The following is a 20,296-nucleotide window of genomic DNA, read 5'->3' as shown; positions in this document are numbered from 1 at the left end:
TACCGCACCGGCCTCTTTGGGAGCGGGTTTAGCCGCGAAAGGGCCGGTACGGACAATGGAAATTCACGATTCTGTCACCATTTCTCAGCCAAACCGTAAAACCCCGAAGCCACCCTGAAACTCCCGCACTCGATCTGGGAGACAGGCAATGGCAAACGATCACTTCGGTTCGTACCAACCCAGCGCCAAAGCTCGCAAGCAGGCTGAAAAGGATCAGCGACGCATGGAATATCGTCGCGCGATCGAAAGCTACTGCGACCAGCGCCAACTCTTGCGCGATCTCGCCGACTACCCGGAGCTGCAAGACATCACGGTGTGGCAGGTGGCGTCGGCAGCTTCCCAGAAAATCGCTCCACAAGCCCGCTGATCTTCGCACGTTCGCTGCGAATGAATGCCAGGAACGCCAAGGCCACCGGCGATTGCCGCTTGGCCTTGGACTGCACCACGCACCAGCTGCGGTACAGCGGCAGCTCCTCGACAGGCAACTCCCTGAGCATCCCGGTGGCCAGTTCCATGTTCACTGCATGGCGAGTCAGCAGGGCGATACCCAAGCCTGCGATCACGCACTCGCGCTGGGCGTCGGCCGAGGCCACTTCCAGGGTCTGGGTGAAGTGCACGCGCTTGTCCTTGAAGTACTCCTCGCAGGCTTTGCGCGTGCCCGAGCCTTGTTCGCGGATGAGCAGGGTATGAGGCTCCAGGTCCTGCAGGCGCAAGCGTTCGAGCTTGCACAACGGGTGTTCCGGGGGCGCCACCGCGATGATCGGGTTATTCAGGAATGGCAGGAACTCCAGCCCCATGTCCTGCGGCACCATCGACATGATGATCAGGTCATCGCGGTTGTCGGACAGGCGTCGAATCGCCTGGGCGCGATTGACCACCGTGAGGGTGAGGTTGACCTCCGGGTGTCGTTGCTTGAAGGCGGCGAACAGGTGTGGCACGAAGTACTTCGCACTGGATTCGATCGCCAGCTTCAATTGCCCCTGCAGTGAGCCCTGCATGTCCGACAGCTGCATGTCGAGGTTTTCCAGGCGCCCGAAGATGTCGCGGCTGGCACGTTGCAGTGCCTCGGCCGCTTCGGTCAGGTAGAGCTTTTTGCCGACGTACTCGAACAGCGGCTGGCCGACCAGCTCTTCGAGCTGGCGGATCTGTAGACTTACGGCGGGTTGCGTAAGCGCCATCTCTTCCGCTGCGCGGCTGTACGAGCGCAAATCACACACTTCGTTAAAGATCTGTAGCTGACGTAAAGTCATACGCATCAAGGACTTACGCATTTATCCCCAGGCTCCGGCAAAACCTTGTTACCTCACTATAAGCTTTTGCTAATACAGCCTCTAACAAATATTGATTTTTGTTTATCAACCGGTAGCGCTAGTTTGAATGTGCGACTGGCCAGCGACGTCTGGTCACGCGCCGACCGGTGTAACCGGATCGTCTGTTCCTACGGCTTTGGGAAGACTCCAGTGATAAAAAAAATCCTGATCGCCAACCGGGGTGAAATCGCAGTTCGGATCGTGCGTGCCTGCGCCGAAATGGGCATTCGCTCTGTCGCGATCTTTTCCGACGCCGACCGTCACGCCTTGCACGTCAAGCGCGCCGACGAGGCCTACAGCATTGGTGCCGAGCCTCTGGCCGGTTACCTGAACCCGCGCAAGCTGGTGAACCTTGCTGTGGAAACCGGCTGTGACGCCCTGCATCCGGGCTACGGTTTCCTGTCGGAAAACGCAGAACTTGCAGAAATCTGCGCCGAACGTGGCATCAAGTTCATCGGTCCTGCTGCCGAGGTCATTCGCCGCATGGGCGACAAGACCGAAGCGCGCCGCACCATGATCCAGGCCGGTGTCCCGGTGACCCCAGGAACCGAAGGCAACGTGGCCGACATCCACGAGGCCCTGAGCGAAGGCGAGCGCATCGGTTATCCGGTGATGCTCAAGGCCACCTCCGGTGGTGGCGGGCGTGGTATTCGCCGCTGCAACAGCCGCGAGGAACTGGAACAGAACTTCCCCCGGGTGATTTCCGAAGCCACCAAGGCGTTCGGTTCCGCCGAGGTGTTTCTCGAGAAATGCATCGTCAACCCCAAACACATCGAGGCGCAGATTCTCGGTGACAGCTTCGGCAACGTGGTGCATCTGTTCGAGCGCGACTGCTCGATCCAGCGCCGCAACCAGAAGCTCATCGAAATCGCCCCGAGCCCGCAGCTGACGCCGGAACAGCGCGCCTACATCGGCGACCTGGCCGTACGCGCCGCCAAGGCGGTCAACTACGAGAACGCCGGTACCGTGGAGTTCCTGCTCGCCGATGGCGAGGTGTACTTCATGGAGATGAACACCCGGGTGCAGGTGGAACACACCATCACCGAGGAAATCACCGGCATCGATATCGTGCGTGAGCAGATTCGCATCGCCTCGGGCCTGCCGCTGTCGGTCAAACAGGAAGACATCCAGCATCGCGGCTACGCGTTGCAGTTCCGGATCAACGCCGAAGACCCGAAGAACAATTTCCTGCCCAGCTTCGGCAAGATCACCCGCTACTACGCCCCCGGGGGGCCGGGCGTACGTACCGACACGGCAATCTATACCGGCTACACCATTCCGCCGTTCTACGACTCCATGTGCCTGAAACTGGTGGTCTGGGCGCTGACCTGGGAAGAAGCCATGGACCGCGGCCTGCGAGCCCTGGATGACATGCGCCTGCAGGGGGTCAAGACCACCGCGGCGTACTACCAGGAAATCCTGCGCAACCCGGAATTCCGTAGCGGCCAGTTCAATACCAGCTTCGTGGAAAGCCATCCGGAACTGACCAACTACTCGATCAAGCGCAAACCCGAAGAGCTGGCCCTGGCCATCGCCGCCGCCATCGCCGCCCACGCAGGCCTGTGAGGAATTCAACAATGTCCAAGAAAATCCATGTAACCGACACGATCCTGCGCGACGCCCACCAGTCCCTGCTGGCCACCCGCATGCGCACCGAAGACATGCTGCCGATCTGCGAAAAGCTCGACAAGGTCGGCTACTGGTCGCTCGAAGTCTGGGGCGGTGCGACCTTCGACGCCTGCGTGCGCTTCCTCAAGGAAGACCCGTGGGAGCGCCTGCGCCAACTGCGTGCGGCACTGCCCAACACCCGTCTGCAGATGCTGCTGCGCGGCCAGAACCTGCTGGGCTACCGCCATTACAGCGATGATGTGGTCAAGGCTTTCGTGGCCAAGGCTGCGGTCAATGGTATCGACGTATTCCGCATCTTCGACGCCATGAACGATGTGCGTAACCTGCGCGTGGCCATCGAAGCGGTGAAGGCCGCCGGCAAGCACGCCCAGGGCACCATTGCCTACACCACCAGCCCCGTGCACACCATCGAGGCCTTCGTGAACCAGGCCAAGCAGATGGAAGCCATGGGTTGCGACTCGGTGGCGATCAAGGACATGGCCGGCCTGCTGACGCCGTACGCCACAGGCGAGCTGGTCAAGGCGCTGAAGGCCGAGCAGTCGCTGCCGGTGTTCATCCACTCCCACGACACCGCAGGCCTGGCGGCCATGTGCCAGCTCAAGGCGGTGGAAAACGGTGCCGACCACATCGACACCGCCATCTCCAGCTTCGCCTGGGGCACCAGCCACCCGGGCACCGAGTCGATGGTCGCCGCGCTCAAGGGCAGCGAGTTCGACACCGGGCTGGACCTGGAGCTGCTGCAGGAGATCGGCCTGTACTTCTACGCCGTGCGCAAGAAGTACCATCAGTTCGAGAGCGAGTTCACCGCCGTGGATACCCGCGTGCAGGTCAACCAGGTGCCGGGCGGGATGATTTCCAACCTGGCCAACCAGCTCAAGGAGCAGGGCGCCCTCAACCGCATGAACGAAGTGCTGGCGGAGATCCCGCGGGTACGTGAAGACCTCGGCTTCCCGCCGCTGGTGACCCCGACTTCGCAGATCGTAGGCACCCAGGCGTTCTTCAACGTACTGGCCGGTGAGCGCTACAAGACCATCACCAACGAGGTGAAGCTGTACCTGCAGGGCGGCTACGGCAAGGCGCCAGGTGTGGTCGACGAGAAGCTGCGCCGCCAGGCGATCGGCAGCGAAGAAGTCATCGATGTGCGTCCGGCCGACCTGCTCAAGCCGGAGATGGCCAAGCTGCGTGCCGAGATCGGCAGCCTGGCGCACAGCGAGGAAGACGTGCTGACCTTCGCCATGTTCCCGGACATCGGGCGCAAGTTCCTCGAAGAGCGTGAAGCCGGAACCCTCAAGCCCGAAGCCCTGCTGCCGATCCCGGAAGCCGGCGCTGCAACCTCCGTAGGCGGCGAGGGAGTACCGACCGAGTTCGTCATCGACGTGCACGGCGAGACCTACCGCGTCGACATCACCGGCGTGGGCGTCAAGGCCGAAGGCAAGCGTCACTTCTACCTGTCCATCGACGGCATGCCGGAAGAAGTGGTGTTCGAGCCGCTCAACGATTTCGTCGGCGGTGGCAGCAGCAAGCGCAAGCAGGCCAGTGCGCCAGGTCACGTCAGCACCACCATGCCGGGCAACATCGTCGATGTGCTGGTCAAGGAGGGCGATGTGGTGAAGGCGGGGCAAGCGGTGCTGATCACCGAGGCGATGAAGATGGAGACCGAAGTCCAGGCGGCCATCGCCGGCAAGGTCGTTGCCATTCATGTGGCCAAGGGCGACCGGGTAACCCCTGGCGAGATCCTGATCGAGATCGAAGGCTGAGCGACAGCCTTCGACTGACAAGCGGTTTACCTCATGGGGAGCGGTTGCTCCCCTTTTTTTGTGTTGGGTTTCAGGGCCCAATCGCGGGGCAAGCCCGCTCCCACAGGTACCCCGCTGTTTTCATGGGCAGCGGGGTACCTGTGGGAGCGGGCTTGCCCCGCGATTGCGTCAGGCCTGGCGGCACGCCTCCAGGGTCTTCACCTGCCCGTCAGGCCGCTGGTTCTCTTCGCTCAACCAGCGCTCGAACCCTGTCGCCACCGCTGGCCACTCCCCGTCGGTGATCGAATACCAAGCCGTGTCGCGGTTCTGGTCTTTCACCACCATGTGCTGGCGGAATACGCCTTCGAAGATGAAGCCGAACCGCTCTGCGGCGCGCTTGGAGCGCGCGTTGGCGTTGTTGCATTTCCATTCCAGGCGCCGGTTGCCCAGCTCGAAGCCGAGCTTGCTCAGCAGGTACACCGCCTCGGTGCCCTTGGGCGTACGCTGCATGGCCGCGCCAAAGGCGATATGGCCGATTTCGAAGCGTCCCTGCTCGGGGACGATCGACATGTAGCTGAGGATGCCCTGCACCTGCCCGTTGCGTTTGTCGATGACGCTATAGAACAGTGGGTCGCGGCTGGCTGCGTTGCCTTGCAGCCAGCGGTCGAAGGCGGCGCGCTCGGTAAAGGGGCCGTAGGGCAGGTAGTCCCACAGCACCGGGTCCGAACCCGGGCCTTGCAGGACCTCCCACAGGTCGTCGCCATGGCGCGCCGGGTCGAGTTTTTCCAGGCGGATGAAACGGCCATCGAGGGGGGAGGCGTCCGGTGTTGCGGCGGGTTTCCAGTTCAGGGTCATGGTCGGCCTACAGTGCTTTGCGAAATTGAATGAAGCCCGGGCGCTCGGCGACTTGCTCGTACAGGCTGATGGCCGTGGCGTTGGTCTCGTGGGTCAGCCAGTGCACCTTGATGCAGCCGGCGGCCTTGGCGGTGGCGTAGACGTGTTCGATCAGCTGGCGGCCGATGCCCAGGCCGCGCTGCTCGCCGTCGACGTAGAGGTCCTGCAGGTAGCAGGAGTTCTCGATGCTCCAGTTGGAACGATGATAGATGTAGTTGACCATCCCCACCGCCTTGCCATCGACCCAGGCCAAGGCCGAGTGGGTGGGTTCGCTGGGGTCGAGCAGGCGCTGCCAGGTCGTGGCGGTGACCTCGTCGGCGAGCGTGGTCTGGTAGAAGCGCAGGTAGGCCTGCCAGAGGGGCAGCCAGGCGGCGTGGTCTTCGAGAGTGACCGGGCGCAGGGTGACGTTGGACATGGTGGTTTCCTTCAGAGCGAACGCATCTGCGTCGCGAGTTGGTTGTCGAGCGGGTCGGGACTGCTGGCCAGGCCTTCGCGCACGCCCTGCACATCGTCGGCGCTGCGGTTCTGGCTGAGCTTGCGGGCACCCTGGATGCGGGTGATGGGCAGGCGGATGCCGACGATGGCGCGGAGCATGCCGTCGATGTAGTCGGCAGGAGCGTCAACGACTTTCCAGGGGGCGGCGCGGCTTTGTTCATGCAGGTCGGTCAGGCGGCTGACGATCTCCAGCAGGGGCACCGGGTCATGGATGACCTCGACCGGCCCATGGGCATGCACCGCGACGTAGTTCCACGTGGGTACCACTTTCGGGTTCTCCAGCTTGCTCGGGTAGTAGCCGGGGCTCACGTAGGCATCGGCACCCTGGAAAACCAGCAGGGCTTCGCCGCCTCGCTCCAGGTCCTGCCACTGCCGGTTGGCGCGTGCCAGATGGCCGTAGACCGTACCGAACTCGCCTTCGTGAGTGTCCACCAGCACTGGCAGGTGGGTCGCCAGCAGGCCGTGTTCGCCGTGGCTGACCAGCGTGGCAAGGCGCGTCTGCAGCATCTGCTGGTGCAGGCGTTGGAGGTCGTGTTCCTGGTGAGGCTTGGCGTTGTACATGGCGAAGTCCTTGTTTGATGACCCCATCCTAGGCAGGCTATTGGTTCTGGGTAAGAGCCATTTGCAGCCGATTTGACAGGTCCAATGCCATGAGTGAGCGTCCCCTCGTTTTGCCTTTCGACCCCGCCGGCATCGTGCTCGACCGCCGCCGTGGCCTAAGCCAGCAGCTCTACCAGGCGCTGCGCGCGCGAGTGCTGGACGGGCGGCTGAGCAGTGGCACGCGGCTGCCGGCCACCCGTGACCTGGCTTCGATGCTGGCGCTGTCGCGCAACAGCGTGGTGCGCGCCTACGACCAGTTGTACGCCGAAGGCTTCATCGAAAGCCGGGTCGGGGATGGCACTTACGTGAGCCAGCTGCCGAAACTATCCACACAGTTATCAACAAGGTTATCCCGGGGGTTATCAACAGAGTTATCCACATTTCTTCCTGATGATACTGAGGATTTATCCAGTTCAACGCGCTCGAGCGCACCCTTGGAGCGCTTGAAATCCCACCATCTTTCACCGCCCAGGACGGGCGCTCCGAGGGCTTTTCGGGTCGGTATTCCGGCGTTCGATCTGTTTCCGTTCGAGGTCTGGGCCAAGCTGCAAGCGGGTTTCTGGCGTGATCCCGATCCTGCGCTGCTCGGCTATGGCGACCCGGCCGGTGAGCCTGTGCTGCGCGAGCTGATCGCGGCCTACATGCGTCGCTCGCGAGGGCTTTCGTGCACCGCTGAACAAATTGTGATCACCAGTGGTGCACAGCAGGCCATCAGCCTTTGTGCACAGCTGCTGCTGCAGCCGGGCGAGGAGGTGGCTGTGGAAAACCCGGGCTATCGCGCCGCCGGGCATGCCTTTGCCCTGGCCGGGGCGAATGTGCGCGGTGTGGCGATAGACGACGAAGGGCTGGTATGCGAGCAGCTTGCCCGGTTGCGCGACTGCCGCCTGGCCTACGTGACGCCTGCGCACCAGTACCCGACCGGCGTCACCATGAGCCTGGCGCGACGCCTGTCGTTGCTGGCCTGGGCCGAACGTCAGGATGGCTGGATCATCGAGGACGACTACGACGGCGAATACCGCTACAGCGGTGCACCGCTGGCGCCCCTTGCGGCACTGGATCGCCAGCAGCGGGTGATCTACATCGGCACCTTCGGCAAGATCGCCTTCCCCGCCTTGCGCCTGGGTTACCTGGTGCTGCCGCCGCGGCTGGTGCAAGCCTTCAGCCAGGGGCGGGCATTGGCGGTGCGGCATTCCGAGGTCGGTACGCAGTGCGTGATGGCGCAGTTCATGGCCCAGGGGCACTTCCAGCGGCACATCCGCCGCATGCGTCGGGCGGCGCTGGCGCGGCGCAATGTGCTCAAGGCCGGCTGGCCGCTGGATGTGCCGGGGCTGGGCGCAATGCCGGAAGTGGCGGCGGGGCTGCATGTGAAAGTGGATGTGGATAACTTCGCGCGCGAGCAGATGCTGGTGGCCAGGGCTGAGGCGGTGGGGGTGGAGGTGCACCCACTGAGCGCCTACTGGCTGGAAGACAGCCAGGTGCCTGTGGATAAGCGTGCGGGGCTGGTGCTGGGGTTTGCGGCGGTGCCCGAGGCGGAGATCGCCGAGGCGCTGATGCGATTGCGCAGGGCTTGGCGGTAAGACGTTGGACCGGGCTGTCTGTTTCGCGGGCAAGCCCGCTCCTACAGGCTCTTTGTAGGAGCGGGCTTGCCCGCGAAGCAGGCGACTCAGGTGCCGGACTTGATCCGCGTCCAGGCCCGGGTCCTTGCCCGTTCGGCTTCCTTGCTCAGCGGCTTGAGGGTATACAGCGTGGTCATCGCTTCAGCCGTCGGATACAGGTTCGGGTTGTTGCGAATCTGCGGGCTGACCTTCTCGGTCGCGTCCTTGTTCGGGTTGGGGTAGCCGACGAAGTCGCTGATCGGCGCGATCACCTCGGGGCGCAGCAGGTAGTTGATGAAGGTGTGGGCGTCGTCCGGGTTCGCTGCATTTTTCGGAATGGCCAGCATGTCGAACCAGATCGGCGCGCCTTCCTTGGGCAGGCGCATGTCCACCACCACGCCATTCTTGGCTTCGCGCGCACGGTTGGCGGCCTGCGAGAAGCTGCCCGAGTAGCCCACTGCCACGCAGATGTCGCCGTTGGCGATATCGGCCATGTATTTCGAGGAGTGGAAGTAGGTGACGTGCGGGCGGATCTTCATCAGCAGCGCCTCGGCCTTCTTGTAGTCCTCAGGCTTGTCGCTGTTGGGCGACAGGCCCAGGTACTGCAGGGCCAGCGGCAGGATTTCCGACGGCGAGTCGAGCAGCGCCACGCCGCACTGCTTGAGCTTGGCGATGTTCTCTTCCTTGAAGATCAGGTCCCAGCTATCCACCGGAGCGTCGTCACCCAGCGCGGCCTTCACCTTGGCCGGGTTGAAGCCGATCAGGATGGTGCCGTACATGTAGGGCACCGCGAACTTGTTGCCCGGATCGTTGGCCTCGATCAGCTTCATCAGCGTTGGGTCCAGGTGCTGCCAGTTCGGCAGCTTGCTGCGGTCCAGGGGCTGGAAGACTCCGGCCTCGATCTGCTTGGCGAGGAACACGTTGGAGGGCACGACCACGTCATAGCCGGAGTTGCCGGTCAGCAGCTTGGCTTCCAGTGCTTCGTTGGTGTCGAAGATGTCGTAGATCAGCTTGACCTGGGCATCCTTCTGGAAATCGACCAGGGTCTGCGGGGTGATGTAGTCGAACCAGTTGTACACCCGCAGGGTGCGTTGTTCGGCATGGGCCTGAACGCCGCCGGCCAGCAGGCCGGCAGCAACGAGCGGGGCGAGCAGACGCTTGAGTGGACGCATGATCAGGCTCCTGGCTGGGCGCGCTGGAACCCTTCCAGCACATTGACTGCGTTGATGCCGATTTCCTCGACGGCATAACCGCCTTCCATCACGAACAGGGTCGGCTTGCCGAGCTGGGCGATGCGCTTGCCCATCTCCAGGTAGTCCGGGCTGTCGAGCTTGAACTGGGAGATCGGGTCGTCCTTGAAGGTGTCCACGCCGAGCGAGATCACCAGCACGTCGGCGTCGAAGTCGGCGATGCGCTGGCAGGCGTCTTCGAGGGCGGCACTCCAGGTGGCCCAGTCGCTACCTGCCGGCAGAGGATAGTTGACGTTGCAGCCCTCGCCCGCACCCTCGCCGGTTTCGTCGGCATAGCCGAGGAAGAACGGGAACTCGTCGGTCGGATCGCCGTGGATCGAGGCGAAGAACACGTCGTTACGGTCGTAGAAGATGTCCTGGGTGCCGTTGCCGTGGTGGTAGTCGACATCGAGGATCGCGACCTTGCGCCGGCCCTGGTCGAGGAAGGCCTGGGCAGCGATGGCGGCGTTGTTCAGGTAGCAGTAGCCGCCCATCACTTCGGCGGCGGCGTGGTGCCCTGGCGGACGGCACAGGGCAAAGGCGGCATGGGCGCCGTTCTGGATCGCGGCCTGCCCGGTCAGGGCGACTTGCGCGGCGCTGTAGGCGGCTTGCCAGGTGCCAGCGGTGATCGGCGCTCCACCGTCGAAGCTGTAGTAGCCCAGTTCGCCGTGCAGGCCGGTGGGTTTGATCTGGCGCAGGGTGCGTGCAGGCCAGGTGAACGGCAGCAGGTCGCCCTCCTGGTTCATGGCCGCCCAGCGCGCCCAGGCGCCTTCGAAGAAGTCCAGGTAGGCGGCGCTGTGGATGCGCAGCAGTGGCGCGCGGCCGAAGTCGTTCGGGCCCTGGATCGGGCCAAGCTTTTGCTGCTGAACGCGAGCGAGCACATGGTCGGCGCGCGAGGGCATCTCGAAACACGGCATCAGTTTGCCGTCGATCAGCTCGCAGCGGCCGTGGTGCAGGCGATGGTCATCGGAATAGATCGTCAGCATTTATTGTTCTCCGAAGGTGACTGGCGTGGGCCCATTGTGGTGGGCGGGCCAGGTGGGGAGAACGTTGCAAACGGCCAAAAGGGGATCGATATGGCCACTGGCGATGGCCGGATCGGGTCGTGCGGGGATATTTTCGGCCTCTTGCGCCCCGGCAGGGCCGCTGCCGACTACCCGCGAAAATGGCTGGGCGCTACGCCACTCCAGCGTTGAAACGCATGCCGGAAGCTTGCCGTCTCGCTGAACCCCAGGGTTTCGGCGATCCGGTAGATCGGCATCTGGTCTTCGGCGAGCAACTGCTTGGCCCGTTCGAAGCGCAGCTCATCGAGCAGCTGTTGATAACTGCTGCCCAGCGCCTGCAAGTGTCGACGCAAGGTGCGCGACGAGCAGTTCATCTGCCGCGCCAGCCCCTCGAGCCCAGGCGCCGCATCGAGCTGCTGCATCAGCAACTGGCGAATGCGCCCCAGCCAGGCTTGGCGGCCAGTGAACTCCAGGTTCAGGCGCCTGCAGCGTTCGGCCATGGCTTTGTGGGTGATGGGATCGGCCAGGGGCAGTGGCATGTCGAGCCAGCGCCGTTCGAAGGCAAAGGCGTTGTCTCGCGATTCGAAGCCCGTCGGGCAGGGGAATGCACCGGCGTAGAGCAGATGATAGGCGGGACGTGCGTGTTCGAAGCGTGCCGCCAGCAAGGGTAGCGGCCGGCCGAGCAGGTCATCGCAGATGACTTTCAGCGAGACCAGGCAGAATTCGGCATTGAACGCTGCCAGTGCCGGCTCCTCGCGATAATCGCTGGCGCTCAGCCAGACACGCTGGCCGTCGTCGACCAGGCGCAACTGGAAGATTGTTCCCAGCAGTGCCGGATAACGCAGTGCCAGGCGCAGGGCGTCACCCAAAGTGGCACTCGAGAGCAAGGCGTAACCGAGCATGCCGTAGCACGACACATGCATCCGCCGCCCCAGCTCCAGGCCGATCTCCTCGCGTCGGGCGACCGCATTGGCACACACCTGCAGTTCTTGCTGGGTGGTGATGCGCGCATCGGGATGGCCCAGGTCGGCCGGGCCTATGCCGCTGCCGGCGAGCAGTTGCGAGGCAGTGCAGCCCTCTTCCTGGAACACGTTGAGAATCAACGAAACCGCGTTGAGGGTGGTGAGGTGGCTGTGCAGCATGCTCGGCATCCCGTTGGGGTGAGGGGCATTATCGAGCAAGTAGTGTGCCGGGAAGTGTCTGCGAGTGCTGCGTATAAAAAAAGGGCCCGAAGCGTGCGCTCGGGCCCTTGAAAGGTTGAGAGGTGTCTAGTCCCTCGACCTGGTGAGACAGGTTGCAGCGGTCGGGTTACGCCTTCAGCGGAACCAGACGTGGAGCGATCATGTTTTCCGGACGCAGGATGTCGTTGAGCATCGCTTCGTCCAGCAGCTTCTCTTCGCGCACCAGTTCCAGAACACCGCGGCCGGTTTCCAGGGCGACGCGGGCGATACGGGTGGCGTTTTCGTAGCCGATGTACGGGTTCAGGGCGGTGACCAGGCCGATCGAGTGCTCGACCAGTTCACGGCAGCGCTGTTCGTTGGCGGTGATGCCGACGATGCAGTGCTCGCGCAGCATGTCCATGGCGCGTTGCAGCAGGCGAATCGAATCGAAGATCTTGTAGGCGATCAGCGGCTCCATCACGTTCAGCTGCAGCTGGCCACCTTCGGCGGCGACAGTCAGGGCCAGGTCGTTGCCCATGATGGCGAAGGCGACTTGGTTGACCGCTTCCGGGATCACCGGGTTGACCTTGCCTGGCATGATCGAGCTGCCTGGCTGGCGCGCCGGCAGGTTGATCTCGTTGATGCCGGTGCGTGGGCCGCTGGACAGCAGGCGCAGGTCGTTGCAGATCTTCGACAGCTTGACCGCGGTACGCTTGAGCATGCCGGAGAACAGCACGAAGGCGCCCATGTCGGAGGTGGCTTCGATCAGGTCGGCCGCCGGAACCAGTGGCTGGCCGCTGATGGCTGCCAGGCGTTGTACCGCCAGGGCCTGGTAGCCCGGGTCGGCGTTGATGCCGGTTCCGATGGCGGTGCCGCCCAGGTTGATTTCGGTGAGCAGTTCCGGTGCCAGCGAACGCAGACGGTTGAGGTCTTCGGTCATGGTGGTGGCGAAGGCGCGGAATTCCTGGCCCAGGGTCATCGGCACGGCGTCCTGCAGCTGGGTACGACCCATCTTCAGTACGTGGCTGAACTCTTCACCTTTGGCGGCGAACGCCTGGATCAGGCTGTCGAGGCTGGCCAGCAGGGCGTCGTGGCCCAGCAGCAGGCCCAGGCGGATGGCGGTCGGGTAGGCGTCGTTGGTCGACTGCGCCATGTTCACATCGTTGTTCGGGTGCAGGTACTGGTACTCACCCTTCTGGTGACCCATGGCCTCCAGTGCGATGTTGGCGATGACCTCGTTGGCGTTCATGTTGGTGGAAGTACCAGCACCACCCTGGATCATGTCCACCACGAACTGCTCGTGGAAGTCGCCACGGATCAGGCGGGCACAAGCCTCGCTGATGGCGGCGTGCTTGGCATCGCTCAGGTGCCCCAGCTCACGGTTGGCGTCAGCAGCGGCCTGCTTGACCATCGCCAGGCCGACTACCAGTTTCGGGTAGTGCGACAGCGGAACGCCTGAGAGGTGGAAGTTGTTGGCAGCGCGCAGAGTCTGGATGCCGTAGTAGGCATCGGCAGGGACTTCAAGGGTACCAAGCAGGTCTTTTTCGACGCGGAACGATGCAGCGGAGGACATGACGGATATCATCTCGATTTAAACCCGGCACCTGCCGGAATGCCGCCAATCCTAGGCTTCGGCAGATTTGTCGGCCAATGCTGTTAGGCGCTAACCTATGCACAAACGGCATACGGTTTGATGTGACGCCGATTGACAATCGAGCGTGTTCCATTTTGGTGCATGCCTGCGGAGCTTCTCGATGAATCTTGAAAGCAAGTGGCTGGAAGACTTCAGTGCCCTGGCCTCCACACGCAGTTTTTCCCAGGCGGCGGAGCGCCGTTTCGTGACGCAGCCGGCTTTCAGCCGACGCATCCGCAGCTTGGAAGCGGCATTGGGCCTGACCCTGGTGAACCGTTCCCGCACGCCCATCGAGCTGACCGAGGCTGGTCAGCTTTTTCTTGTCACAGCGCGTACCGTTGTCGACCAGTTGAGCGAAGTTCTCCGCCATTTGCATCACCTGGAAGGCGGACAGGGTGAGGTGGTCCAGGTGGCGGCGGCGCACTCGCTGGCGTCCGGCTTCTTCCCCCGTTGGGTGGCCCAGTTGCGCAACGACGGCCTGAACATCGCCACCCGCCTGGTGGCCACCAACGTGGGCGATGCGGTGCATGCCTTGAGGGAAGGTGGCTGCGACCTGATGCTGGCCTTCTACGACCCCGACGCTGCCTTGCAGATGGATGCCGAGATCTTCCCGTCGCTGCACATGGGCACCACCGAAATGTTGCCAGTCTGCGCCGTCGGTGCCGATGGCAAGCCGTTGTTCGACCTCGAAGGCGAGGGCAGCGTGCCGCTTCTGGCCTACAGCGCCGGGGCATTCCTCGGGCGATCCGTCAGCCTGCTGCTGCGTCAGCGCAACCTGCGCTACACCACGGTGTACGAAACGGCGATGGCCGACAGTCTCAAGAGCATGGCGCTCGAAGGCATGGGTATCGCCTGGGTGCCGCGCCTGTCGATGCGTGGCGAGCTGGAACGTGGCGAGCTGGCGATCTGCGGCCCCAGCCAGTGGCATGTGCCGCTGGAGATTCGCCTCTACCGCTGCGCCCTGGTGCGCAAGGCGAACGTGCGCCTGCTGTGGCGCAAGCTCGAAGGTGGCGCGCTGGCAGGCGCAGTTGACTCAAAAGTCAGTCAAAGCCCCGAAAAATAAGGCCGACAGTTGGTCGCCAGGGGTGCCAGCAATGCCTCGCGTTACGGTATACTGCGCGGCCCCTCGACCGGATCGATCCGGTCATGATCAGCAAACAAGCCACGCCGGTCGTCCCGCGTGGCTTGTTGTTTTTTGACGGCGCCCAAGGGCGCACAAGCGAAGAGGCTCGACGATGAGTGCACTGGTTGGCGTGATCATGGGCTCCAAGTCCGATTGGTCCACCCTTAGCCACACCGCCGATATGCTGGAAAAACTCGGCATTCCCTACGAGGTGAAGGTGGTGTCCGCCCACCGGACCCCGGACCTGCTGTTCCAGTACGCCGAAGAGGCCGAAGGCCGCGGCATCGAGGTGATCATCGCCGGCGCCGGTGGCGCTGCGCACCTGCCGGGCATGTGCGCCGCCAAGACGCACCTGCCGGTGCTGGGCGTGCCTGTGCAGTCGTCGATGCTGTCGGGCGTCGATTCGCTGTTGTCGATCGTACAGATGCCGGCCGGCATCCCGGTTGCCACCCTGGCCATCGGCAAGGCTGGCGCGATCAACGCCGCGCTGCTGTCGGCAAGCATCCTGGGTGCCAAGCATCCCCAGTACCATGCGGCGCTCAAGCAGTTCCGCACGGAGCAGACCGAAACCGTCCTGGACAACCCGGACCCCCGCCAGGCTTGAGGCTGACGACATGAAGATCGGTGTAATCGGTGGCGGCCAACTGGGTCGCATGCTGGCCTTGGCGGGCACTCCGCTGGGCATGAACTTCGCCTTCCTCGACCCGGCACCGGACGCCTGCGCCGCCCCCCTGGGCGAGCATCTGCGTGCCGACTACGGCGACCAGGACCACCTGCGCCAGCTGGCCGAGGAAGTCGACCTGGTGACTTTCGAGTTCGAGAGCGTCCCGGCGGAAACCGTGGCCTTCCTGTCGCAGTTCGTGCCGGTCTACCCAAGCGCCGAAGCCTTGCGCATCGCGCGCGATCGCCTGTTCGAGAAGAGCATGTTCCGCGACCTGGGGATTCCGACCCCGGCCTTCGCCGACATCCTTTCGCAGGACGACCTCGACGCGGCAGTGGCCAGCATCGGCCTGCCGGCCGTGCTCAAGACCCGCACCCTGGGTTATGACGGCAAGGGCCAGAAGGTCCTGCGCAAGCCAGAAGACGTGGTCGGCACCTTCGCCGAGCTGGGCAGCGTTCCTTGCCTGCTCGAAGGCTTCGTGCCGTTCACCGGCGAAGTCTCGCTGGTTGCCGTGCGGGCCCGCGATGGCGAGACGCGCTTCTATCCGCTGGTGCACAACACCCATGACAGCGGCATCCTGAAACTGTCGGTGGCAAGCGTCGCGCATCCGCTGCAGGCGCTGGCTGAAGATTACGTCGGCCGTGTGCTGCAAAAGCTCGACTACGTCGGCGTAATGGCGTTCGAGTTCTTCGAAGTCGACGGTGGCCTGAAGGCCAACGAAATCGCCCCGCGCGTGCACAACTCCGGGCACTGGACCATCGAAGGCGCCGAGTGCAGCCAGTTCGAGAACCACCTGCGGGCCGTCGCCGGCCTGCCGCTGGGCTCGACCGCCAAGGTGGGTGAGAGCGCGATGCTCAACTTCATCGGCGAAGTGCCTGCGGTCGCCAAGGTCGTGGCCATCGACGACTGCCATCTGCACCACTACGGCAAGGCGTTCAAGGCCGGCCGCAAGGTCGGTCACGCCACCCTGCGTTGCAAGGACATGGCCACGCTCAAGGCCAAGATCGCCGAGGTAGAGGCGTTGATCGCCGACTGATCGAACTTCTGCCTGGTGCAGGCCCTCTGAGATGGAACACGCCAAAGCGCTGTCTAGGCTTTGGCGTGTTCCATCTTCACTGCAGAGGGATTGCCATGGGCATCATCGGAACCATCTTCATCGGCCTGATCGTCGGCTTGCTGGCGCGCTTCCTGAAACCCGGGGACGACAGCATGGGCTGGATCATGACCATTCTGCTCGGCATCGCCGGCTCCCTGGTGGCGACCTATGGCGGGCAGGCCCTTGGCATCTACCAGGCCGGGCAGGCGGCGGGCTTCTTCGGTGCCCTGGTCGGCGCCATCGTGCTGCTGGTGATCTACGGATTCATCAAGAAGCGCTGAACACAGGCTAGAATGCGCGGCAATTCACCTGAGTTGCCGAGCATTGCCATGCGTGCGTTATTCCTTCTTCCCCTGTTGCTGGCCAGCACCCTGGCCCATGCCGAGCTGCCCGAGACCGACTGGCTGGAGTTGATGCCCAAGTCGGACCAGAAGGCTCTCGAGCAGATGCCCGAGATCGATCACAACTCCCCTGAAGCCATGGGCACCTTCACCGCCAAGGGCGGGCTGAAGCAGAGCAAGGGCTTGCCGGCGGTGATGTATTCGACCAAGACCGTGGCGGCCATGAACGGCAAGCAGATCCGCCTGGGTGGCTATCCGGTGCCGCTGGAGAGCGATGCCAAGGGCAACAGTACGTTGTTCTTCCTCGTGCCTTATCCGGGCGCCTGCATCCACGTGCCGCCGCCACCGCCGAACCAGCTGGTGCTGGTGCGCTATCCGAAAGGGTTGAAGATCGCCGATATCTACACGCCACTGTGGGTGACCGGCACGCTGAAGATCGAGAAGGTCAGCAATGACCTGGCCGATGCGGCGTACGCGCTGGACGCGGGGAAGGTGAGGGTGGTCGAGGACGCCGATCTTTGAGCCTGAACCGGTTCTTGCAGGGGCATAGTTCTCTTTGGGAGCAACTGTCTTGCTCAAAATCTAAAGGCCAGCCCAATCCCTCTGTGGGAGCGGGCTTGCCCGCGAACACGGGCATAGCCCGTGCCAGGCAGCGCGGTGTGGCGGTGTCCTGTTGAGTCAGAGCGCTTCGCGACCGATCACCAGCTGAAGCGCATGGCTGGCGCCAGGCTTGAGCTCCACCACGTCATCCCACACATTCGCCGTCTCCACGCACAGCATCCGCTGCCAGCCATCATCGGCCATGTCGGGAAGCTCGCGGGCGCGGTCGGTCCAGGGGTTCCAGATCACTGCACTGCGTGAGCCGGTGGCGTGCAAGGTGATGCGCCGCTTCCATTGCGGATCGACGATCGCCAGGCGCTCGGGTGCGTTCAGGTAGATGCGGTCGGTTTCGCCGGCAAAGCCCAGCTTGCCCTGCTGGGTGCGCTGTTCCCAGCCTTCCAGGGTCTCGATGTAGGGCAGCCCCTCGACGCCTTCCACCTGTACCTGGCGCACATCGCTGACGGCGAAATAGCTGTGCAGTGCCTGGCTGAGCGTGACGTTGGCGTCGCCCAGGTTGCGGCTGGAAAGCGAGACGTGCAGTTGTGCGCCCAGCTCGATCAGCAGACGCAGTTCGACCTTGTGCGGCCAGTCCGGCAGTTGGCCCTGGGCCTCGGGCAGGTCGAATTCGATTCGCAGGTTTTCACCGACTTCCTCGACGCCCAGCAACTGCCAGTCACGCCCGCGCACCAGGCCGTGGGCTGGCGCTTCGCTGCCGTGGTACATGGTCTTGACCGAATCGGGATTACGCTGGAAGTTGCTGAACCACGGCCAGCATACCGGCACACCGGCGCGTACTGACTTGCCCTGGCGGAAGATCGCCTGGTCACTGAGCCACAGCAGGGGTTCGTCACCGATGGGCTGGTAGCTGAGAATCTGCGCGCCCTGCTGGGCGATGAGGAGTTCGGCGTGCTGGCTGGTGATGCGCCAGCAATTGAGTTCGCCGTGTTGCTCGGTGTCGACCTTGAAGGTTGCCATGCGCTCGTCTCGTTGATTGCAGGTGAGGCCGTTGGACCTCGAAGCCTGCAACGAGTTTACCGCGCGCCGGGTTCAGCGACGAGGTACGGAGCGGGTGCGGCCACTGCCGTCGATGGCCACGAAGACGAACACCGCCTCGGTCACCTTGCGCCATTCACTGGACAGCGGGTCGTCGCTCCAGACCTCGACCATCATCTGGATCGAGCTGCGGCCGATCTCCAGGGTCTGCGTGTAGAACGACAGTTGCGCGCCCACGGCCACCGGCACCAGGAATGCCATGCGATCGATCGCTACGGTGGCCACACGGCCGCCAGCCACACGGCTGGCCATGGCCGTGCCGGCCAGGTCCATCTGGGCGACCAGCCAGCCGCCGAAAATATCGCCGAAGCCGTTGGTTTCACGCGGCAACGCGGTGATCTGAAGGGCCAGGTCGCCCTGCGGGATAGGATCTTCTTGTTCGAGCTCAATCATGCCGTGGGGCCTCTGACCCGTGACGCTTCGTTGGTTGGCGCGGTGACGGACGCCCTGAAAAACGATTCAGCCAGAAACATACTACGCTGATTTCGCTCCGGTTGGCGGCCAAAGGGAAACTCTGCGAAACCGCCTGCCCTTAATGACCGGCGTTTTCGCACAACATCCCATATCGTAAGCAACCTTTTCCTACGAACTCCTACAAAGAGCGCAGTATATAGACGGTATCGGCCAGCGACGACCGCACATTGATGAATATCTGTAGGGTTTTTGTACCTCTATGAGCGACGCGGGGCAATTTGTTATCTTCCCCATTCCCGCGCCAGAAGCCGCAGCACAAGCGGCCTGCCTTATAAGAGAACGTCCATGACCTCCGTGCCGAGCAGTATCGAGCAGCCCTCGCGGCCGCTGACCCGCAGTGACTACAAGACCCTCTCACTGTCCGCCCTGGGCGGAGCCCTGGAGTTCTACGACTTCATCATCTTCGTGTTCTTCGCCACGGTGGTGGGCAAGTTGTTCTTCCCCGCCGACATGCCCGAATGGCTGCGCCTGATGCAGACCTTCGGCATCTTCGCTGCAGGTTACCTGGCGCGGCCGCTGGGCGGCATCGTCATGGCGCACTTTGGTGACCTGCTCGGGCGCAAGAAGATGTTTACCCTGAGCATCTTCATGATGGCCTTGCCAACCCTGATCATGGGCCTGCTGCCGACCTACGCACAGATCGGCCTGTGGGCGCCGATCCTGCTGCTGCTGATGCGCGTGGTGCAAGGCGCCGCCATTGGCGGCGAGGTGCCGGGTGCCTGGGTGTTCGTCTCCGAACACGTACCGGAGCGCAATACCGGCTACGCCTGCGGCACCCTGACTGCCGGCCTGACCGCCGGCATCCTGCTGGGGTCGCTGGTGGCGACCCTGATCAATACCGTCTACAGCCCGGAAGAAGTGGCCGACTACGCCTGGCGGATCCCCTTCCTGCTCGGTGGCGTGTTCGGCCTGTTCGCGGTCTACCTGCGTCGTTGGCTGCACGAGACCCCGGTGTTCGCCGAGATGCAGCAGCGCAAGGCGCTGGCCGAAGAACTGCCGCTGCGCGCGGTGCTGCGCGACCACCGTGGCGCGATCATCCTGTCGATGCTGCTGACCTGGTTGCTGTCGGCGGGCATCGTGGTGGTGATCCTGATGACCCCGGCGCTGCTGCAGAGCCTCTACCATGTCAGCCCGACCGATTCGCTGAAGGCCAACAGCCTGGCCATCGTCCTGCTGAGCCTGGGTTGCATCGGCGCCGGCAGCCTGGCCGACCGCTTCGGTGCCGGGCGTGTGTTCGTGATCGGCAGCCTGGCGCTGCTGGCCTCCTCCTGGGCGTTCTACCACAGCCTGCCGACTCGCCCTGACCTGCTGTTCCCGCTGTATGCCATCACCGGCCTGTTCGTCGGCCTGGTCGGCGCGGTGCCCTATGTGATGGTCAAGGCCTTCCCGGCAGTGGTGCGCTTCAGCGGGCTGTCGTTCTCCTACAACGTCGCCTACGCGATTTTCGGCGGCTTGACCCCGATGGTGGTTACCGCCTTGCTCAAGTTCAGCCCCATGGCACCGGCCTACTATGTGGCTGGCCTGTGCGCTGTAGGGCTGCTGGTCGGGGTGTACCTGCTGATCAACAAGCGCTGAGTCGGTTTCTTGCGGCGCCCGGAAGGCCATCCTCGGCAACGATGATGGCCTTTCATCCATTTGTCACAATTAGGTCATATCGTGTTCA

At 63.5% G+C, this 20,296-nt stretch carries 20 protein-coding genes; 10 read left to right on the top strand and 10 right to left on the bottom strand.

Annotated elements, in window-relative coordinates:
* Positions 1-148 precede the first annotated feature (148 nt).
* Positions 149-367 carry a PA3496 family putative envelope integrity protein gene (locus tag ACK3BK_RS25150; RefSeq protein WP_238348354.1) on the top strand — a complete coding sequence of 73 codons (219 nt, stop codon included), beginning with the start codon at positions 149-151 and terminating at the stop codon, positions 365-367.
* Here ACK3BK_RS25150 and ACK3BK_RS25145 read toward each other — a convergent pair.
* Positions 309-1,271, bottom strand: coding sequence for a LysR family transcriptional regulator (locus ACK3BK_RS25145; protein ID WP_186710112.1), 963 nt, complete (start codon positions 1,269-1,271; stop codon positions 309-311). The two genes, ACK3BK_RS25150 and ACK3BK_RS25145, sit on opposite strands and share 59 nt — an antisense overlap.
* A gap of 189 nt (positions 1,272-1,460) precedes the next feature.
* Between ACK3BK_RS25145 and ACK3BK_RS25140 the strand changes: the two genes are divergently transcribed.
* Complete coding sequence (locus ACK3BK_RS25140; RefSeq protein WP_054892975.1) at positions 1,461-2,876, top strand: acetyl-CoA carboxylase biotin carboxylase subunit; 1,416 nt, start codon at positions 1,461-1,463, stop codon at positions 2,874-2,876.
* 11 nt (positions 2,877-2,887) lie between these two features.
* Positions 2,888-4,696, top strand: a complete 1,809-nt coding sequence (gene oadA, locus ACK3BK_RS25135) for a sodium-extruding oxaloacetate decarboxylase subunit alpha (RefSeq protein ID WP_186670126.1) — start codon at positions 2,888-2,890, stop codon at positions 4,694-4,696.
* Positions 4,697-4,864: 168 nt separating this feature from the next.
* On the opposite strand, the gene ACK3BK_RS25130 is transcribed toward oadA, so the two are convergent.
* Genes ACK3BK_RS25130 through ACK3BK_RS25120 form a run of 3 tightly spaced genes read right to left on the bottom strand, consistent with a single transcriptional unit; the run spans position 4,865 to position 6,625 of the window.
* Positions 4,865-5,530: a GNAT family N-acetyltransferase gene (locus ACK3BK_RS25130; protein WP_186670124.1), complete on the bottom strand. Its 666-nt coding sequence runs from the start codon at positions 5,528-5,530 to the stop codon at positions 4,865-4,867.
* A 7-nt stretch (positions 5,531-5,537) separates the two neighbouring features.
* Entirely contained in the window at positions 5,538-5,984 is a 447-nt protein-coding gene (locus ACK3BK_RS25125; RefSeq protein WP_186670122.1) for a GNAT family N-acetyltransferase, read from the bottom strand.
* A gap of 11 nt (positions 5,985-5,995) precedes the next feature.
* The gene (locus ACK3BK_RS25120) at positions 5,996-6,625 is read right to left on the bottom strand and encodes an FMN-binding negative transcriptional regulator (protein WP_411383508.1); all 630 of its coding nucleotides are present in this window, start codon (positions 6,623-6,625) and stop codon (positions 5,996-5,998) included.
* 89 nt (positions 6,626-6,714) lie between these two features.
* On the opposite strand from ACK3BK_RS25120, the gene ACK3BK_RS25115 reads away from it, so the two are divergent.
* Complete coding sequence (locus ACK3BK_RS25115) at positions 6,715-8,241, top strand: PLP-dependent aminotransferase family protein (RefSeq protein WP_411383507.1); 1,527 nt, start codon at positions 6,715-6,717, stop codon at positions 8,239-8,241.
* A gap of 86 nt (positions 8,242-8,327) precedes the next feature.
* On the opposite strand, the gene ACK3BK_RS25110 is transcribed toward ACK3BK_RS25115, so the two are convergent.
* From ACK3BK_RS25110 to aspA, 4 genes are all read right to left on the bottom strand, one after another.
* The gene (locus tag ACK3BK_RS25110) at positions 8,328-9,431 is read right to left on the bottom strand and encodes a polyamine ABC transporter substrate-binding protein (RefSeq protein WP_186670116.1); all 1,104 of its coding nucleotides are present in this window, start codon (positions 9,429-9,431) and stop codon (positions 8,328-8,330) included.
* Between the two features lie 2 nt (positions 9,432-9,433).
* The gene (locus ACK3BK_RS25105; protein WP_411383506.1) at positions 9,434-10,474 is read right to left on the bottom strand and encodes a histone deacetylase family protein; all 1,041 of its coding nucleotides are present in this window, start codon (positions 10,472-10,474) and stop codon (positions 9,434-9,436) included.
* A 167-nt stretch (positions 10,475-10,641) separates the two neighbouring features.
* Positions 10,642-11,634 carry an AraC family transcriptional regulator gene (locus ACK3BK_RS25100; RefSeq protein WP_186710103.1) on the bottom strand — a complete coding sequence of 331 codons (993 nt, stop codon included), beginning with the start codon at positions 11,632-11,634 and terminating at the stop codon, positions 10,642-10,644.
* Between the two features lie 166 nt (positions 11,635-11,800).
* Positions 11,801-13,225: an aspartate ammonia-lyase gene (gene aspA / locus ACK3BK_RS25095; RefSeq protein WP_054892966.1), complete on the bottom strand. Its 1,425-nt coding sequence runs from the start codon at positions 13,223-13,225 to the stop codon at positions 11,801-11,803.
* A 181-nt stretch (positions 13,226-13,406) separates the two neighbouring features.
* Between aspA and ACK3BK_RS25090 the strand changes: the two genes are divergently transcribed.
* The 5 genes from ACK3BK_RS25090 to ACK3BK_RS25070 all read left to right on the top strand — a co-directional run bounded on the left by ACK3BK_RS25090 (position 13,407) and on the right by ACK3BK_RS25070 (position 17,028).
* Entirely contained in the window at positions 13,407-14,348 is a 942-nt protein-coding gene (locus ACK3BK_RS25090; RefSeq protein ID WP_186670112.1) for a LysR substrate-binding domain-containing protein, read from the top strand.
* A 172-nt stretch (positions 14,349-14,520) separates the two neighbouring features.
* Positions 14,521-15,012 (top strand): 5-(carboxyamino)imidazole ribonucleotide mutase, encoded by a 492-nt coding sequence (gene purE, locus ACK3BK_RS25085; protein ID WP_186670110.1) that lies wholly within the window; start codon positions 14,521-14,523, stop codon positions 15,010-15,012.
* A 10-nt stretch (positions 15,013-15,022) separates the two neighbouring features.
* Entirely contained in the window at positions 15,023-16,105 is a 1,083-nt protein-coding gene (locus ACK3BK_RS25080; RefSeq protein WP_186670108.1) for a 5-(carboxyamino)imidazole ribonucleotide synthase, read from the top strand.
* A gap of 95 nt (positions 16,106-16,200) precedes the next feature.
* Positions 16,201-16,446 carry a GlsB/YeaQ/YmgE family stress response membrane protein gene (locus ACK3BK_RS25075; RefSeq protein ID WP_054892962.1) on the top strand — a complete coding sequence of 82 codons (246 nt, stop codon included), beginning with the start codon at positions 16,201-16,203 and terminating at the stop codon, positions 16,444-16,446.
* A gap of 48 nt (positions 16,447-16,494) precedes the next feature.
* The gene (locus ACK3BK_RS25070) at positions 16,495-17,028 is read left to right on the top strand and encodes a DUF3299 domain-containing protein (protein ID WP_186710101.1); all 534 of its coding nucleotides are present in this window, start codon (positions 16,495-16,497) and stop codon (positions 17,026-17,028) included.
* 156 nt (positions 17,029-17,184) lie between these two features.
* Here ACK3BK_RS25070 and ACK3BK_RS25065 read toward each other — a convergent pair whose 3' ends face one another.
* Both ACK3BK_RS25065 and ACK3BK_RS25060 read right to left on the bottom strand, forming a co-directional pair.
* Positions 17,185-18,081, bottom strand: a complete 897-nt coding sequence (locus ACK3BK_RS25065; RefSeq protein ID WP_186670104.1) for a D-hexose-6-phosphate mutarotase — start codon at positions 18,079-18,081, stop codon at positions 17,185-17,187.
* Positions 18,082-18,153: 72 nt separating this feature from the next.
* Positions 18,154-18,552, bottom strand: coding sequence for an acyl-CoA thioesterase (locus tag ACK3BK_RS25060; protein ID WP_003253317.1), 399 nt, complete (start codon positions 18,550-18,552; stop codon positions 18,154-18,156).
* 366 nt (positions 18,553-18,918) lie between these two features.
* Here ACK3BK_RS25060 and ACK3BK_RS25055 point away from each other — a divergent pair, with 366 nt between their 5' ends.
* On the top strand, positions 18,919-20,208 hold the full coding sequence (locus ACK3BK_RS25055; RefSeq protein ID WP_186670102.1) for an MFS transporter: 1,290 nt from the start codon (positions 18,919-18,921) through the stop codon (positions 20,206-20,208).
* The last annotated feature ends 88 nt before the right edge of the window (positions 20,209-20,296 follow it).

Origin of the sequence: Pseudomonas sp. L7, from assembly GCF_046605565.1 — a bacterium.
GTDB classification, from domain to species: Bacteria; Pseudomonadota; Gammaproteobacteria; order Pseudomonadales; family Pseudomonadaceae; genus Aquipseudomonas; species Aquipseudomonas wayambapalatensis.
This window is presented reverse-complemented; position numbering and strand designations above follow the sequence as displayed.